The sequence below is a fragment of the Maribacter sp. X9 genome (genome assembly GCF_048537565.1).
In the GTDB taxonomy this organism is placed as follows: Bacteria; Bacteroidota; Bacteroidia; order Flavobacteriales; family Flavobacteriaceae; genus Maribacter.
Genome location: NZ_CP183215.1, coordinates 1,554,249 through 1,572,259, shown reverse-complemented (window position 1 = coordinate 1,572,259; position 18,011 = coordinate 1,554,249). Strand labels below are relative to the sequence as shown.

13 protein-coding genes are annotated in these 18,011 nt (G+C 38.0%); 5 read left to right on the top strand and 8 right to left on the bottom strand.

Translation table 11 applies throughout. The features are described from left to right. Positions 1–4: 4 nt before the first annotated feature. The 3 genes from ACNR9Q_RS06560 to ACNR9Q_RS06550 all read left to right on the top strand — a co-directional run bounded on the left by ACNR9Q_RS06560 (position 5) and on the right by ACNR9Q_RS06550 (position 3,788). Positions 5–1,516, top strand: a complete 1,512-nt coding sequence (locus tag ACNR9Q_RS06560) for an ATP-binding protein (protein ID WP_419213811.1) — start codon at positions 5–7, stop codon at positions 1,514–1,516. 349 nt (positions 1,517–1,865) lie between these two features. Next, the gene (locus tag ACNR9Q_RS06555; protein ID WP_419213810.1) at positions 1,866–2,501 is read left to right on the top strand and encodes a SanA/YdcF family protein; all 636 of its coding nucleotides are present in this window, start codon (positions 1,866–1,868) and stop codon (positions 2,499–2,501) included. Positions 2,502–2,537: 36 nt separating this feature from the next. After that, on the top strand, positions 2,538–3,788 hold the full coding sequence (locus ACNR9Q_RS06550) for an NRAMP family divalent metal transporter (protein WP_419213809.1): 1,251 nt from the start codon (positions 2,538–2,540) through the stop codon (positions 3,786–3,788). 15 nt (positions 3,789–3,803) lie between these two features. On the opposite strand, the gene ACNR9Q_RS06545 is transcribed toward ACNR9Q_RS06550, so the two are convergent. The 8 genes from ACNR9Q_RS06545 to ACNR9Q_RS06510 all read right to left on the bottom strand — a co-directional run bounded on the left by ACNR9Q_RS06545 (position 3,804) and on the right by ACNR9Q_RS06510 (position 16,681). Next, positions 3,804–5,711 carry an OmpA family protein gene (locus tag ACNR9Q_RS06545; protein WP_419213808.1) on the bottom strand — a complete coding sequence of 636 codons (1,908 nt, stop codon included), beginning with the start codon at positions 5,709–5,711 and terminating at the stop codon, positions 3,804–3,806. An 11-nt stretch (positions 5,712–5,722) separates the two neighbouring features. Then, positions 5,723–6,703 carry a type IX secretion system membrane protein PorP/SprF gene (locus ACNR9Q_RS06540; protein ID WP_419213807.1) on the bottom strand — a complete coding sequence of 327 codons (981 nt, stop codon included), beginning with the start codon at positions 6,701–6,703 and terminating at the stop codon, positions 5,723–5,725. An 8-nt stretch (positions 6,704–6,711) separates the two neighbouring features. Next, a complete protein-coding gene (locus ACNR9Q_RS06535) occupies positions 6,712–10,758 on the bottom strand; it encodes a gliding motility-associated C-terminal domain-containing protein (RefSeq protein WP_419213806.1) in 4,047 nt (1,348 codons plus the stop codon). Between the two features lie 161 nt (positions 10,759–10,919). After that, the gene (gene fabD / locus ACNR9Q_RS06530; protein ID WP_419213805.1) at positions 10,920–11,804 is read right to left on the bottom strand and encodes an ACP S-malonyltransferase; all 885 of its coding nucleotides are present in this window, start codon (positions 11,802–11,804) and stop codon (positions 10,920–10,922) included. Between the two features lie 69 nt (positions 11,805–11,873). Continuing rightward, entirely contained in the window at positions 11,874–12,389 is a 516-nt protein-coding gene (locus ACNR9Q_RS06525) for a gamma carbonic anhydrase family protein (RefSeq protein ID WP_419213804.1), read from the bottom strand. Between the two features lie 15 nt (positions 12,390–12,404). Then, positions 12,405–13,136, bottom strand: a complete 732-nt coding sequence (locus tag ACNR9Q_RS06520) for a LytR/AlgR family response regulator transcription factor (RefSeq protein WP_419213803.1) — start codon at positions 13,134–13,136, stop codon at positions 12,405–12,407. After that, on the bottom strand, positions 13,133–15,337 hold the full coding sequence (locus ACNR9Q_RS06515) for a tetratricopeptide repeat-containing sensor histidine kinase (protein ID WP_419213802.1): 2,205 nt from the start codon (positions 15,335–15,337) through the stop codon (positions 13,133–13,135). The genes ACNR9Q_RS06520 and ACNR9Q_RS06515 overlap by 4 nt, the downstream gene beginning before the upstream one ends. A 321-nt stretch (positions 15,338–15,658) precedes the next feature. Then, the gene (locus ACNR9Q_RS06510; RefSeq protein WP_419213801.1) at positions 15,659–16,681 is read right to left on the bottom strand and encodes a type IX secretion system membrane protein PorP/SprF; all 1,023 of its coding nucleotides are present in this window, start codon (positions 16,679–16,681) and stop codon (positions 15,659–15,661) included. 122 nt (positions 16,682–16,803) lie between these two features. Here ACNR9Q_RS06510 and ACNR9Q_RS06505 point away from each other — a divergent pair, with 122 nt between their 5' ends. After that, complete coding sequence (locus ACNR9Q_RS06505; protein WP_419213800.1) at positions 16,804–17,712, top strand: NifU family protein; 909 nt, start codon at positions 16,804–16,806, stop codon at positions 17,710–17,712. Positions 17,713–17,783: 71 nt separating this feature from the next. Beyond that, positions 17,784–17,984, top strand: a complete 201-nt coding sequence (locus ACNR9Q_RS06500; protein ID WP_419213799.1) for a dodecin family protein — start codon at positions 17,784–17,786, stop codon at positions 17,982–17,984. Positions 17,985–18,011: the final 27 nt, after the last annotated feature.

Here is an 18,011-nt window from a genome sequence, read left to right as displayed (position 1 = left end):
TATCATGGATATCTTTAATATTTGGCAACTTTCAAACTTTGTATTCATTGCTATTTTCAGTGTTTTTGGAATATATCACCTGGCCTCATTTCTAGTTTTAAGACATAAAATTCTGTTCAATTATTTTATTCTCATTTTGGGACTGACTTTACACTGTAGCCTGTATATTTTCATCAATAATTCCTTTAGTAATGAGGTTTCAAGCATTGCAGATAAAATGACCCTCGTATCGGCCATGATCATCACTTTTGGTCTATTAATGTTCACCAAGAATTATTTGAATATTGTTAAGAGTAACCATCCCAATTTATCAAACATTTATTTCTTATTTACTGTAATTGTAATCTGCCTCCCTATTGTGTTTATTTTAAATAATTTGACAATGAGAATTGATTGGTTAAATGATTTTTTTGTAATCCTTGCCGCAATTACCTCTATGTCGTCTATATTTCTAAATATATATTCAGGTTTTCGCTTATACACTGCTCAAAAATTCAATAAGTATTATTTGTTTTCCTATACTCCCATTCTGCTTGCTGCCATTCTTTACATTGGATCATGGTTCTATAAAAGATATTTTGATTTTGATTTCAATCCCATTCTATTGACGTCTTCAATTTTAGTGACACTACAATTAATTCTTTTCTCCATTTTAATCAGCTTTAAGTTCAAATCCATCGAAGACGAGAATATAAGAATACAGGTCGAAACGAACAAAATGCTTACAATAGAAGTTGATAGGCAGACCAAAAAGTTACAAATTGCAAAAAAAGAGCTGGAAAATCAAAATAAGGAACTTGCAATAGTCAATAGACTAAAAAACAAATTATTCTCATTAATCACCCATGATGTTAGGGGGCCACTGAATAACGTAACTTCAATTATTGAATTGATTGAAAAGGATTTGGCAGATACCGAACTAAAGCAAGTCACCCGTAAATTAAAAAGTGAAATTCATGACAGGGTGTCCATGATCAACAGCTTGCTTGAATGGTCATATAAGCAGCTGGAGGGGGTTAGGTTGAATAAACAAAACTGTGATCTAGAGAATGTCTTTAACTCTATTGTTAAAGAATTTGAACGTACGGCCGAAGAGAAAGAAATAAATATAGAACTCAAAATATCGTGTCTAAAACTCTTAGTTGATGAGACCATGTTAAAGGTCATTCTTCGTAATTTGACTTCCAATGCCATTAAATTCAGCAATAAAGGTCAAAAAGTAATATTGTCGTCCCAAAGCAGTACCGACACTATTGAAATAGGGGTGCAGGATTTCGGATTGGGCATGAATGTTGACTGGTACAGTAAGTTTGAAAATGAGGGTAGGCATAAAACAAAAGAAGGAACCAAAGGTGAAAAAGGTACCGGATTTGGTTTGTTGATCGCCAAAGACTTTGTGGAAATGAATGGTGGCAAAATGATTTGCGAAAGTGAAATTGATAAGGGTACTAAGTTTATTTTACGTTTTAAAGTTTCATCAAACATTCTAATTCACGACCAGGTATCCTCCCTCTAATGACTCTAAAGCTTGTATCTTGTCTTTTATCAACCTATTTCATCACACTCAATAAATTTTACACAATCTTATCTTTACCGAAAGGAGTATGCTAGTACTCTAAAACCCCTTATCAAAAAACTGAATTATAAGGTTGCACACTACCATCACCGTGTTAGCAACATAGCTTGCTTATAAATGTGATTATGTAGATTCAAATTCGGCCCTCGATATTTAAACCCTTCTTAAGTATTTGTTTTTCAGTGTTTTTAATCAAACATACACCTGTACTCTATCTTAGATTCGGTTTTAATCCAATAAAATTCTAGATTGTATCATATTCATTACCTTTAAACTTGATTGTAGATGGATGTTACAAAGACTATTTAAAATTCTAGGCACATTAGTATTAGTATTAATTCTCGTAATAGTGACCTGTAACCTGGTAATCAAAAATACCGCCAAAGGAAAAACCTTTTATGATACTTCTAAAATTCCAAAAAATAGGGTAGGTCTCGTACTCGGCACTTCTAACCGAATAACTGACGGGTCATCCAATCCTTATTACATGTACCGTATAGAAGCTACAATAGCACTTTACAACGCTGGTAAGATAGAATTTATACTGGTCAGCGGAGACAATGGAAGTATCTACTATAATGAACCCAATACCATAAAAAAGGATTTGGTTAATGCGGGCATTCCAGAAAAAGTTATATTTTTAGATTATGCCGGCTTTAGAACCTTAGATTCAATGGTACGGGCCAAATTTATTTTTGGACTTGACAAGGTCACCGTTATTTCACAAGAATTTCATAACGAAAGGGCAATTTACATTGCAAAGCAAAAAGGTCTCGATGCCATTGGTTTCAATGCACAGGATTTATCTACCACTCAAGGTTTCAAAGTGCAGTTACGAGAATATTTTGCTCGGGTGAAGGTCTTTATAGATGTGCTTTTCAATACGCAACCTAAGTTTTATGGTGCTAAAATTGAGATTAAATGATTTAAATTTATATGGAATAACCAATTTCATTAATCGGTGTCATCAATTAAGGCAATTCTAAAAAATTTAGGGCCAGGGCTAATTTTTGCCGGCATGGCCATAGGAACTTCCCATTTAGTTTTATCTACCAAAGCGGGTGCTCAATATGGTTGGGTTATGGTAATTCCTATAGTATTGGCCAATATCCTAAAATATCCCTTTTTTGAGTTCGGGGTTCGATATACTAGTGTAACCAATAAAACCTTAATCGAAGGTTATTTAAATCGAGGCAAATGGTATTTATGGTTTTATGCCATCATTACCCTATTGACCACTTTTACCATTTTGGCAGCCCTGTATACCGTAACAGCGGGCTTGCTTATCAATCTGATCAAAATTGACCATGATTCTATCGCTACTGTCGCAATTTGGTTATTTATTCTCATTAGTGCCCTCTTGATTTTTGGCAGGTACAAGTTCTTAGAAATAAGTTTGAAGTTTATCGTATGTATCCTTTTCCTCGCCTTATTGGCGACGACAATCTTAGTCCTTTTAAAAGGTCCGGTAGATACCATTCCCGGCTTTGAGCCAATGCCGATTTTTAATGAGGTTGGCGTTCTGTTTTTGATAGGGTTAATGGGATGGATGCCTACTACGGTAGAAGCTTCTAGCTGGATTAGTCTTTGGAGTATAGAAAAGTGGAAAAATCAAGAGAAGCCCAGTCTTAAAGAATCTTTACAGGAATTCAACATCGGTTATAGTATAACGGCTATACTTGCTCTTTTTTTTATGACCATTGGTTGGTTCACACTCTATGGTACAACTGTAGAACTCAGTAATAATTCGGTAAGTTTTGCAGACCAAATCGTACTTTTATTTACAGCACATATCGGTTCATGGGCGTATTTTTTTATTGCCATATCTGCCTTTGCAACCATGTTCAGTACCTGTATGACCGCCCATGACGGGGTAACAAGAGTTAGTTTGGACATAGTGGACCTGTTATCTCCCAAAACTAAGCTAAGCACAAATAGAATGGCATTTGGTATTGGAGTAGTCGTACTGTCCGTCATTAACATTGTGGTTATAGTAGGTTTTAGTGCAGACATGGGTAGTTTAGTGGCACTCGCTACCTTTGTCTCCTTTGTGGTGGCCCCTATAATTGGGTATATGAACCTGAAAAATGTTACAAGTGAAGAGCTTAAGCCAGAATACCGACCTAGTAAAGGGTTAAAAGTATTGACGTATTTAGGAATTCTCTTTCTATCGTGCTTTTCGCTGTATTATTTTTATATCGTAATCTTTTAGTTGAACGGTAAAAATTTACTCCACCACAACAATTAATGTACGTTCGTTTTGTTTATGTAGAAAATCTAAACAATAAGCTCCGTTAGTGCAGTTGTTTATTATTTTACTTTCTCCATACCCAACAGATTCAACAATATTATCGGCAGGTAAGCCATTTTTAAGCAAATAATCTTTTATTGCATTGGATCGATCTTGAGAAAGCTTTTTATTATACGAATCACTTCCTCTACTATCGGTGTAAGTTTCTATCCTCAAACGTAATTGGGGAAAACGCGCAACGGCATCGACAACCTTATCCATTTCGGTTTGTACCTGAGGGTTCAATTCTGACTTGCCCTTATCAAAATAAAATTTACCCAATTTCAAAATAGTCTTATCTTCTTGCTCTACCACCAAATCTTCTAGTTTAGCCAATCCTATAGTATAGGCAGAGCTCTGAATATCTTTCATGCTTTCTTCGGAATAGGAGGTAGAAAAAATGGAATATCCATCTTTAGTAGCTTGAACCGTTATTTGCGATTGCCATGGCACCTCTAGTCTAAAATCACCTCCTTCTGTGGCGTAAACCTCCTTTAAAACGTCTCCTTTACCATTTAACAATCTAATCTGGGCATTATCCAAACCTGCTTTATTGAGAAGGTTCACCACTTTTCCCCTAAGCGCAAATGTCCTTAGGCCTGGGACATCATCCAATACAACTTTGTAAAGATCATCGCCACCCTTACCCCCTTTTCTATTGGATGCGAAATAACCTGCCAAGGTCTTATCTTGATTTTCCTTTATAATAAATCCGAAATCATCTGCAACCGAATTAATACCGCTTCCTAAATTGACCGGAATGGTATACGATCCATCAGCTATAATATTGGATTTGTAGATGTCCATACCTCCTAAGCCATAAAAAACATCAGAAGAAAAATATAGGCTTCCATTAAAAATAAATGGAGCAATTTCATTTCCCGGAGAATTTATCCTAGGACCTAAATTAACAGGCGCGGACATTATTTGACCATTATTCGTGTACACATAGTACAAATCTGTACCCCCATAACTGTCATCAAAATTGGCGGCAAAATAAAGTCGTTCAGATGTATCATCAAAAAATGGATAATAAAAGGAGGTACTCAAATCCTTTAAAATGAATCTAAACTCTCCACTATTTGTTAACATACCCATAGATAATGCGTTCTTCCCATTTTCATCATAGGCAAGTTCACCATCTTCCGTATTCGATAAAATATAAAAAAAAGTAGATAGTTTCTCTGAATAGTAAGGGGTTGACTTATGAAATTGAGAGTCAGGAATGTTAGCAAATGATTCTACTTCAACTAAATTACCATCGGTATCGATGCTTCCAAAGTAAATATCTAAATACGACTCACCAGAAGGTTCATAAATGCCCTTCGACTTTTGAGGCCTGCTACTACTAAACAATAACCCATCCTTATAAAAAGCTGGAGAAAAATCGCCCTGCGCACTGTTTAGCGCCATATTTGATGTAACTATTTCCTCACCTTTATCCTCCCCATCCAATAGACTATAATTAAACTCGGCATTTTCTAAAAGCTCTGGAGACAATAAGGCGGTTTTCGACCTTAGAAAGGTTTTAACCCTTTCCTTATCAGAATTTTTAGATAGACTCTGTAGCATTTTATTAAAACGGTGAACAGACATAATGGTGTCATTCTTATTCACCTCTAAATAAAGTTCTGAAGCGCGATCGTATTTACCTGTATTAAAATAAGAATCGGCCAGGTTCAATACCTGTTGATTCGTCAATGGATTCTTTTCCATTTCCTTTCGATATTCGGCAATAGCTTTTTCATATTGATATCCAAAAAATAAATCGTCGGCCTTAGAGGTTTTATTCTGGGCCATTATCAACACTGGAATAAAGAATAGTATGATTAATTTAAATTTCATTTAAGTTCGGTTTAAAAAAATCGAGGGGTGTCAATTTGTTTGGGTTTTCCTTTCGAGCTCTTGTCTTTATCTCCTTTTGTTCTAGATGTTCCTCCTTTGCCCAAATAGAATTTCAGGATAACTTCATGAGAGCCACTATTAAATTCGCCAAGCGGGTTTGTATTATAATCGTAGGAATAACCTACGAATAAATCGTTAGAAATTTGAAATCCGGCCAAAGCACTAAATGCATTCTCTATTCGATACGATACCCCGGCCGTAAAAACATCTGAAATTAAAAAATTAGTAGACAGGTTGACATTTACAGGCGAGCCTTTCAATGTGTTTACCAAGAATGCTGGTTTAAATTTCAATCCATCTGACAAATCAAAAACATAACCTCCAATAAAATTAAATTGTAAATTACCGTCAACAATAGAGGCAACATCATCATTATAAACACCTTCGGTTAAAAAATTCGGTACCGAGACCCCTAGATACCAGTTATCGGAATACAAAAAACTACCCGCGCCTACCGTAGGATAAAATTTACTCAACATTTGACCATTGAGATTTTCTCCTGGATTCTCAAACGTTCCCTTAGTTAAATCGACGTTCAAAAATGACCCGCCGGCATCGATACCGAACGATAATTTAGTTTCATCGGTAACATTCACTTGAAAAGAATACGAAAGATCGGCATAGGTTTGTGATACCGGACCGAGTTGATCACTAACCACATTTAAACCCAGACCCACCTTTTTATTTTTAAAGGGAAGGTTCGCACCAAAACGAAACGTTCTCGGAGCTCCCGGAATATCAATCCACTGCGCCCGATATAATCCCGACAACTCTGGGGTTTCAACTGTACCTACATAGGCCGGGTTAAAACTACCTATATTATACATATATTGTGTGTACTGTGGTTCTTTCTGGGAAAATGCTTGAAAGCCTATAAAAAAAACGAACAGTGATACAACAGTATACCCCGATTTATAAAAGCTATAATCCATAGTGTGTTTTATCTAATAAGCTGTATCCAACCCTTATCAAGAATCGTAGGTTCATTATTAATGCTATAATTCATAATGTAAAAATAGGTTCCTTTAGGGACTTCTTTACCTTTGTAGGTACCATCCCAAACATCTCCATCATTCGTTTTTTCAGTTTCAAATACCAGATTACCATATCGGTCATAAATTTTGATCTTGTACTGTATGGCAACTTCTAGACCAGTTTGTGGATCTTTTCTGTTTATTCGTAATATTTCATTTTGATTGTTTCCATTGGGTGAAAATTGGTTGTAGAGAAATCCTGGATCTGCAGGGCTCTTATCGATTACATCAACTGTTACGGTTGCTTCATTGTTCGTTGGATTACTGTCCCTAGGGAATGAGTTAACCAAAGTAGCGGTATTCGTGAAGGTTCCTTTCTGCGGAACCCTTGCAAATATTCGTAAGGTCGCTGTTTTATCCAATCCTAATTCCGGTATTGTCCACTTACCAGATTCATTATCATAGATACCATTAAAATCAGATTCAGAAGAGACATATTCAAATCCGTTTTCTAACAGAATCAAATCATTGATTACGATATCACTTATGACATCAGACTTAGAACGATTTTTAACCCTGATTATGAATTCAACCTCATCGCCAACCAAAACTTTATCAGGTCTTGCCTCTTTTAAGACTTCCAAATCCACTCCTTCCGGCACTTCTACGTTTAATTGGACCGTAGCCGAATTATTGGTCAAAATTTCATCTATGGGCAAGGATGATAAAAGCTCTGCTGTATTTTCATAGTCACCATCTTCGGTAACCTTGGTGGTTATCTGTAGGCTCTCCGTACCTAAGGGCGCTATTTGGGAGACATTCCACTCTCCAGAAACTTCAGAATAACTACCCAGCGTAGCTTCGCTTGACACGAACGTAAAACTTGTTCCCAATAAATCGCCAACGATTACATCAACAACAGCTCTATCTGGATCTAAATTATTTACGGTAATCGTGAAAACAACAGTATCACCCACAACCGCATTTACATTATCTATCACTTTAGTTACTTCCAAATCAATTGGCAAACAATTCGGGTGTTCTGCATTCGGGTCACATGGATTATCTGGATCCGTACCATTTGCTATCTCATCACTATCGGTAATATCATCGCCATCAAAATCGCAAATACCATTTTGTCTATTTGGTATACAAGGATTAGCATTTGCAGGATCCTTCTGGTCATTGACCCCGTCATTATCAGAATCTAAAATGTCAGAGTCCAAAGCATCTATTATGCCATCATTGTCCTCATCTAGAGGATTGTTAATATCTGGGCCAACTTCAGTACCATCATCAATGCCATCACCATCAGTATCAGGATCAGATGGATCCGTTCCTAAAGCAACTTCTTGACCTCCCAATAGACCATCTCCATCTATATCAGTTTCACAATTACTGACCGATATGGTTACGTCTACCGATACATTCTCACATGGAGCCGTAGAGTTCGTTGTGGTAAACTTAAAAACATAATCTCCTTCTGCAAAACCGGAAAAGTCTACTTCATTCTCCGCGGTTATAGCCACAGAAGTTAACGGGCCGGAGACATACGACCATACCCCGCTCCCTTCTCCTTCCAATCTATTATCCAAATCTATTGTTGTCGGCCCATTGGCAGCAACACTACAGATAGAGAAATCTGTAGCAACGCCAGTGGTAGCTTGAGACCCGATCGTTACCATAACTTCTTCACGTGCCGAAAAACAACCGTTTTCTTCTGCTTCTACATAATAGGAACGAGAGGCACTTAAGCTTGGTGTGGTAAAATTATTACCGCTTGCCAAAGGTACGTTAGCGTCTATACTGGAATACCAATTAATAGATGCCCCGGCACTGGGTGTAGCACTTAGCAATACCGTGCCTGGACCGCAACGCTCGTTACTCGTAAAATTGACCAAGGTGGGTATAACATTTTTAACAATCTGTACTTCAATCGGACCACTTGCACAATTTTTGGCCGCATCATAAAAGAACCCATAATAAGATCCAATAGAAGTTATGCTCTGGGCTTCTGCAGGCAATAAATGTGAGGCGATTTCTAATGGCTGGGAACTTAAACTCCAAGTCAAAACAGCCCCACTTGGTGCCGTTGAATCTGTGTAATCGAATAAATTTATGGAAATGGGATTACTCGATTCTTCAACGCAAATTATGGGAGAAACCGAATTGAGTACGGGAGGCTCTAGACAATTATCATCATCTCTAATCATTGCAATCCCTTGATTGTCTCTAATTGAAATGAAAATATTACTGGATGAAATAATGTTGACAAAAAATGTTTCGTCAGACTCCAACAAAGCATCATCATTGATTGGAATACTTATTTCTTTAGCCTGGTCGGTTCCCGATCCAAAAGTTACTGATGATGAAGTAGCCGTATAATCCTCTCCCGAAACCGCGGTGTTATTACTTGTTTCATAAAACACCTTTGTACCCCCAAAAAAGACATTCCCATTTAAGGTTATGGTAAATTTGGCCACCCCGTCCTCTTCATTGACAACAATATCATTAATCACTACGCCAGCGGCATCATCATCGGTAAAACTGCTTTGACCAACGTTATCGGTCACGCTGATTGTGGAGTTTGCACTAGGGTTGCTCAGTGTAACACGTACAGCTTCGTCTGCCTCAACGCCCGTATCTCCGTTCGTAGTGACGGAGATATTCTGGGAAAGGACTGTTGTTCCTGCTGGAAAAGTTATAGTTCCTATGTCACCATCCTCGTTACCTCCACTTATTGAATAAGCTACACTAATATCATTATTGGGATCAGCTCTATCAATAGTAACCGTAAAGTCTAAGGTTGAAGTTTGTCCCGGATCGTTACCTTCATTAACCGGAGTTGGATCATTAATGCTAATAGTGGCGGTATCGTTATCGGCATTGGTTACGGTAACATCCGCTACGGAAGACCCGTCCAAAGCGTCGTAGTTGGCATCAGATGAAGTTACATTGCCCGTGATTATCGTATAAACTATATCTCCGTCGATGATAGTATCATCTACGCCCGTTACCGTAACGGGAGTGGGGTTGTTCCAATTCGCAGGGGTTTTTGTGACCGACGCAGTAACCGTACCTTCACTAGTGTCGCTACTTGACAGTGCAATCGTAACGTTATCCGTAGGTTGACTGCTAAGTGTTACCGTAAACGTGGCGGTACCACCTGCCTCCGTGGTGTTTCCACTTATCGTAGAAACATTAATTCCTGCCACATCATTATCGGTATTGGTTACGGTAACATCCGCTACGGAAGACCCGTCCAAAGCGTCGTAGTTGGCATCAGACGAAGTTACATTGCCCGTGATTATCGTATAACCTATATCCCCGTCGATGACAGTATCATCTACGCCAGTTACCGTAACGGCAGTGGGATTGTTCCAATTCAATGACGTTTTTGTGATCGAGGCAGCTACAGTGCCTTCACTGGGGTCGCTACTTGACAAAGTAATAATGACATCATCGGTTGGCTCAGCACTAAGCGTTACAGTAAAAGTGGCGGTACCAAATGCCTCCGTGGTGTTTCCACTTATCGTAGAAACATTTACTCCTGCCACATCATTATCGGTATTGGTTACGGTAACATCCGCTACGGAAGACCCGTCCAAAGCATCGTAGTTGGCATCAGACGAAGTTACATTGCCCGTGATGATCGTATAAACTATATCTCCGTCGATGATAGTATCATCTGCGCCCGTTACCGTAACGGGAGTGGGGTTGTTCCAATTCGCAGGGGTTTTTGTGACCGACGCAGTAACCGTACCTTCACTGGTGTCGCTACTTGATAAAGCAATAATGACATCATCGGTTGGCTCAGCACTAAGCGTTACAGTAAACGTGGCGGTACCACCTTCCTCCGTGGTGTTTCCACTTATTGTTGAAACAGATATTGTTTGGCCAAAAACACCTTCTATTGAAACCGAAAGGAAAAGCAGACCAAAAACCAATAATGTCTTCTGAAAAAAGTCCTTTTTAATAGTGCTCATCACACTAGTATATATATTCAATTTCATAGCATTAATTTTCAATTCCATTATTTGATTGGAATATATAGGTACTACTTCCAATTAAAACAAGGGGGCTCAATATTAGTGAAAAAATAAAGTAACCTATTCATTAACAGTTCAAAAAGCTATTTTTTAGGTGAATGGTACTTTTACGCGTCAATTAAATCCTATTCTAAAATAGGTGCAGTGGTTTCTGCCCCGGGAGCTATTTTTTTCACCAAACCCTGCAACACTTTACCAGGACCTATTTCCGTAAATAAAGTTGCGCCATCCTTGACCATATTCTGTACACTTTGCGTCCATTTAACGGGAGCAGTTAGCTGCAACATTAGGTTCTTTTTTATTTCGGACGAACTATTGACAGCTGTTGTTGTCACGTTTTGGTAGATGGCACAACTTGGTTGTGAAAACACCGTACTCTCAATGGCCGCGGCCAGTTCTTCACGGGCAGGCTCCATCAAAGGGGAATGAAAGGCGCCACCAACTGGCAACATAAGCGCCCTTTTTGCACCCGCCTCCTTTAATTTTTCGCAAGCAAGTTCAACCGCTACAACCTCACCGGAAATAACCAATTGGCCCGGACAGTTGTAATTGGCAGCTACTACGATCCCCGGGGTTTCTTTGCATATTTTTTCTACCACTGCATCGTCTAAACCTAGTACGGCAGCCATAGCACTGGGCCGTAACTCACAAGCTTTTTGCATCGCCAAGGCGCGTTGAGAAACCAATTTCAATCCATCCTCAAAACTTAGAGTACTATTGGCCACCAAAGCTGAAAACTCACCAAGAGAATGACCCGCGACCATATCTGGCTTGAAAGATTCACCCATTACTTTGCTCAATACCACTGAATGAAGAAATACTGCGGGTTGAGTAACTTTTGTTTCCTTTAGACCTTCTGCCGTACCACTGAACATGACCTCTGTAATATCGAAACCTAAAATATCATTTGCTTTGTGAAAAAGTTCTTTAGCAATTGGATATTTTTCGTATAAATCCAACCCCATTCCAACAAATTGGGCACCTTGCCCAGGAAAAACATATGCGTTCATAACTTTTAGTTTTGGTGGGCCAAAAATACGTATTTCAGATAGATAGTTTGACCCCAATAAACTGCAAAACTATTCCGAATCTTTGAACCAACCGGAATACATGGTATACGCTTCAGCGATTCGGTTAATCTCTCCTGAACTTAATTCAGGACTGATATCCTTGATTTTCTTAGCGGGCATCCCAGCGAAAACACTTCCAGAAGGTACATGGGTTCCTTTCGTGAGTACCGCGCCGGCAGCTATGATGCTATTGCTTTCTACCACACAATCATCCATAACTATACTACCCATACCGATCAATACATTATCATGGATCGTGCAACCGTGAACCAAGGCATTATGACCAATGGAAACATGATTACCTATAGTGGTCGGAGATCTTTGGTAGGTGCAATGAATGACCGCTCCATCTTGAACATTGACCTTATCACCCATCTTAATAAAGTTAACATCACCGCGTATCACCGCATTAAACCATACACTACATTGCTTTCCCATAGTTACCTCACCAACTATTGTTGCATTTTCAGCAATAAAACAATCTTCCCCTATTTGTGGGGTTTTACCCCTTACCTCTTTGACCATTCCTTAAAAATCCTTTTAATTAAAATATGATAGAAATTCCTTTTTCTTTGATGCGGATACCAATAATTCTTTTCCATTCGACATTACTACACTCCCTCCTTTTCCTTTACGATATTTCACCACCTCATTTACGTTGACCAAGTAAGATTTGTGTACCCGGGCGAATGGGAAATCAGTCAGGGCATCCTCAAAATATTTTAAGGTTTTACTGACCAAAATCTTTTTATCCACCAAATGGATTTCGGTATAATTATCATCGGCCTTACAATATAAAATATCTGCAATGTTCAAAATCTGGAAGCCATCTTGCTGTGGCAAGGTCAACTTACCTTGAACTCCTTTTGAGTTGGAACTTAATACTTCACCTTCTAACGAAATTTCCTTTTCACGAACCGTTTCCACATAATTAACGGCATTGATCAAATCATCGATATTGATCGGTTTAGTAAGGTAATAGGCAGCATGATTGTTTAAAGCATCTTTTGCGTAATGGTCGTATGCCGTCACAAAGACAGTTTCAAAAGTCCGCTCTGGAAATTGATCCAATACATCGAATGCATTCCCAAAAGGCATCTCAACATCTAAAAAGACCAAATCGAGCACATTGTTCTTAATTAACTCCACAGCTTCTTTTATGGAACCCGCTTCTCCCAACAAAGTAACATTCAGACAATATTTAGTCAGGTAATTTCTTAATATTTCCCTGCTATTGGCCTCATCTTCGACCAAAATGGCTTTTAAATTCATTTCTCCCTTTTTAAAATGAAAAGAACTTTGGTTCCAGAACCATCGGTCTCTAAATCGCTGATTTTTATTTCTACTTTATCCGAATACATATCGTTCAATATGGCGACCCGTTTTTGGATAATGCCCATCCCTTTCGATTTTTGTTTCTTTTGGTTTTGGGTCTTTATCGATGCCGATTTTTTACGGCCAATTCCATTATCCGTAATGGAAATTTCAATTGAATTTTCAGTATTGTTTTTAACCGAAATCACTAAGAGTCCCTTTGTTTCCCGATATCGAAGTCCATGCCATACGGCATTCTCAATATAGGGTTGCAACAGCATTGGAGGAATTTTATAGACATCAACAGGCACGTTTTTATCAATATTGACCTGATAGTCAAATTTATCCGAAAACCTTGAATGCTCCAAAGCTATATATAGTTGTAGTTGTTCAAGTTCTTTTGTCAACGGAATAAAGTCTTCTTCAGAATTTTCAAGTACAGAACGCATCAACGTAGAAAAGTTACTGAGATACCGGTTAGCACTTCGCTCATCATTCTTGGAAATGAAATTATTCACGGAATTAAGGGCATTGAAAATAAAATGTGGATTCATTTGCGAGCGCAACGATTTTAAAGCCAACAAATTATTCGCTAGTTTTTGCTGTTGATTACTACGGTAGAAGAAAAAAGCTGCCAAAAGAGTTAACATTAGACCAAATATCAACGAATAAATAATCCATTGTTGCCGTTTATTACTTTCTTGCGCCAATTGCTGTTCTGTCAATGCCAGATCATATTTACTTTGGGAAAGTTCTCTTTCTTGTTCTAGACCAGTGAGCCTACGTTGCGCATTCGCTATTTCCCTATTAAAGCGATTTGCCCTAGAAATCTCTTGTTCTTTTCGTATGTAAAGAGAATCTACCAAAGCCACATATGACTGATAGGTATTTAGAGCTTTGGTAAAATCACCTTTTTCCTTATATACTTCAGAAAGTTTTCGGGTCGCATCTTTTTGCACCACTAGATCATCATCAAAATCTGCTTCAACGATGCTTCTCTCTAAAAAAGGAATAGCCTCGTTGTACTTGTCTTGAGCTATGTAGGCATTAGCAATTTTGTAATTTATACGTTGTGCCGTTAGGATATCCCCAAGTGCTAATTTTTTCACTCCTCCATTTGGTGACTTTAGCTTCTTAAGGTCTTGAAGGCTGTTTTTACGCATAGTGATCTCTTCATTGAACCTACTTTTTTTATTATAAAAATCAGCCACCTTTTCCTTTTCCTCCAATGCCCTTTTAGGGGCGAGTTGAGAGGCCAGTTTTAGCGAGTTCGCATAATAGGCCTCAGCTTCCACAAATTGATTAACTTGGGAATACGTATCCGCAATTTTAGAGTTCAAGTCTGTCATTTTTGGGGTAATCTGATTTTTACTCGCCATTAGAAGACCTTCATTATACAGTTGTAGTGCTTCGGTATTTTCATTGTTCCCCTTTTTTGCATCACCCAAAAGCTCTAGTAAGGCGACCCTTTGATACGGAACCACTGTTTTGATATCCAACAAGGGTTTTAATAATTTTTCACTTTCATTAAATCTATTGATATCATTATAGGCTTTGCCCAATAATAATGACGTAGCGATAGTTTTGTTGGCATCCAAGGCATCTTCATAATTATCGATCGCCAGATCGAACTGCTTATGGTATTGGTAAATTTCACCCAGTTTAGATAGGGATCGCGCCAACTCTTTTTTCTGCCCTCTTTCGCCCAAGACCGCCATAGATTTAGCTACAAAATCAATGCTTTTTTGAATATCCTTGGCTTTGAAGTGTTCTGCAGAATCGAGTAATGATTGATGTCTAAGTGATATTTCTTGTGAAGAACTTGACCTAATCCCACTACCAACTGTAAAATCTTCAACTAAGATCAACACATCATCGTTTTCCTTTACCAGATATCTCAACGTCTCGATATCTGGGTCTTCAATTACGAGTTCATCCCCTATTCTTGTGCTGATTTTAAATTCACCGAGCCCGTCGGTTAAAACATATGCACCGTTATTTGATGAAATGGAAACTCCAGAAATTGGCCTACCCGATTTCTTAACCTGAACCCGTCCTTTTAAAATGAATGTATTAGATCCATTTTCGATTTGTGAAAAACAAAATGAAGTCCCCAAAAAAAGGCAAATCAGTATATTTACAATTAGATTTTTCATCATGGTTTATTACTGTAAACTTAGCTGATTTATATGGCACTAAAAAATAGTAAAACCCGCCAAACGTTCGTTTTTACAAGTAATTTGTCCCATTCACAAAGCCAATAAACCAACTCCCTAAGTCAATGGTTGTTTTCCCTAATTCCTGCTATTTTAACAACAAAAAAGCTGGTAATTTTTGATTGGACTTATACTGCCCTTCTGAAAATTTTTAAAATGGTAAGAACTAGAGGGTTTTCTTGGCGACTGAGACAAGAAAAAGCTACTGGCGAAAATTAGATGGAATAGATTAACTGGGACAGCTTGGAATTGGATAGACCTTTATTAGTTTGCTGCGGGACAATAACAATCGTACTTGCGCTCGGCCTGTCCAAAATCATAACCGATGGTTATTTGATGAAATCCACCGTTATCAAATCGGATGTCGCCCATTTGGTAGGAGTAGTTATAAGATACCATGAAATTATTAAAATTGACCCCTACTATGGGTGTTATCAGTTGTAAACGTTGCTCTCCGAAAGAACCATTGCTCTGAAACTGAGCACCGTCAAAACTTCTTCTGTAGGAAAGTCCGCCCCAAATTCTACCAAAGTCGACATCCTTATAAACTTTAGCATTGAAATCAACTGTCTTTTCTTTTGTGAATTCTGTCAACTGAAACAAAATGGAAGGTTCTACCTGCCATTCGCTTCTTCCAAAAACATAACCCGTAGATATGAGATATCTTCGAATATTATCAATTTCTAATTGATTCGGGTCATCTTGCCTGTTCCTATAGTATATGTTTCTTTTACTTCCCGTTAAAGCATTCGTTACTGCAAAATGGGTGTAGAATTCCTGAAAATTATAAGAAACACCTATATCTACATTTGTATATGACGCACTTAATTTTATTCCAGATACCGCAGGGTCAGAATCAACAGACCTAAATTCCGTTTCATCTAAACTACTTTGTAAGATGGTACCACTTAGTCCAAACGACAATTGGTTCAATATTCTAATATCATCTCCGCCCATGCGTAAATGATGGGCGTAGGTCAATTTTAATCCCGTTTGAGAATGGTAACCATTGGCATCATTGAAAATTATGGCTCCAACACCACTAGGCGTATCCCCGATCCTAAAATGTGCATTTATGGTCTGTAGGCTCGGCGCATCTTCCACATCAAACCATTGTTTTCTTGCGGTTGCCCTTATTTTACCGCCTTGACCGATACCAGCCATCGAAGGGAATACCAAATAATAGTTGTCCGACAAATAATCAAAATAAACGGGTATACCTTCCTGACCAATAGACTTTGAGCCCACTAAAAGCAAAGCAAATAACAATACTAGGTTGTACTTCATTATGGGGCTTTAAAACTGGGAGTTAGTTTTGACACTTTAAAGTGTATAACGGGTTAACCGCAACATTATTATATAGGCCTAAACTAAGAATTCCTTTGTATTTTTGCGTAAATTAAACGAGCATGAAAGAATATTCTATTACGGTTGTTAAAACCAATAACCCCAATATACTTAAGTTTGAAGCCAATCATCTTTTGGTACAGCGTAAAAATTACGAGTTCAAAAATATAGACGAAGCCAAAAATTCACCCTTGGCCCAGCAATTATTCTATTTGCCATTTATAAAAACAGTTTATATTTCGGGTGATTTTATTGGATTGGAACGGTATGACATTGTAAAATGGGAAGATGTTAAGGATGAGGTGGCCCAACAATTGGTCGAGTATCTGAATTCCGGTGAACCCATTGTAATTGAGGAAGATATGGACAAGCCTATACCTGTAACCGTTTATGCAGAGGTTACCCCCAACCCTTCTACCATGAAATTTGTTGCCAGTAAAAAAATTGTAGGTTCTACTTTTGAATTCAAGAATATAGATGAAGCAAGAAACTCAAAATTGGCAATGGAACTATTCCAATTTCCGTTTGTAAAACAGGTTTTTATCGATGAGAATTATGTTTCTGTTTCCAAGTATGAAGTAGCAGATTGGGAAGACATAACTATCGAGCTTCGCGAACTTATTCGAAATTTCATTGCAGATGGCAAAGAGATTGTAGCAGATACTGCAAAATCTACAAGTACTACCCAAGTTTCAGAAACCATCACCGTAGAAAATAAAATTGCGCTTGACGAGACCTCTCAGGAAATCGTCGATATTTTGGAAGAGTATGTAAAACCTGCGGTAGCAAGTGATGGAGGCAATATACTATTTAAATCGTACGAACCGGAAAGCAAAACGGTAAATGTGATTTTACAGGGTGCCTGCAGCGGTTGCCCTTCATCTACATTTACCCTTAAAAATGGAATCGAAACCATGCTAAAGAATATGATGGGCGATAAAGTAAGTGAGGTTGTTGCGCTTAACGGTTAATTTGTCATGCAAATGGATTAAACCCTGCTCTTAATTTTTGTAACTTAGGGTGAATTTAAAAACACACTATTATGGCAGTTTTAAAAGTTATTGAAATATTGGCAAATTCTGATAAAGGTTGGGAAGATGCAGCTAAGCAAGCTGTTGCAGAAGCCTCTAAATCGGTGAAAAACATAAAATCCGTTTATATTCATGAGCAAAGTGCGACCGTTGAGGACGGAAAAATAAAAAACTATAGGGTTAACGTAAAAATTACTTTTGAAGTAAACTAAAACTGCTCGTTACAATTAAAAAAGCGC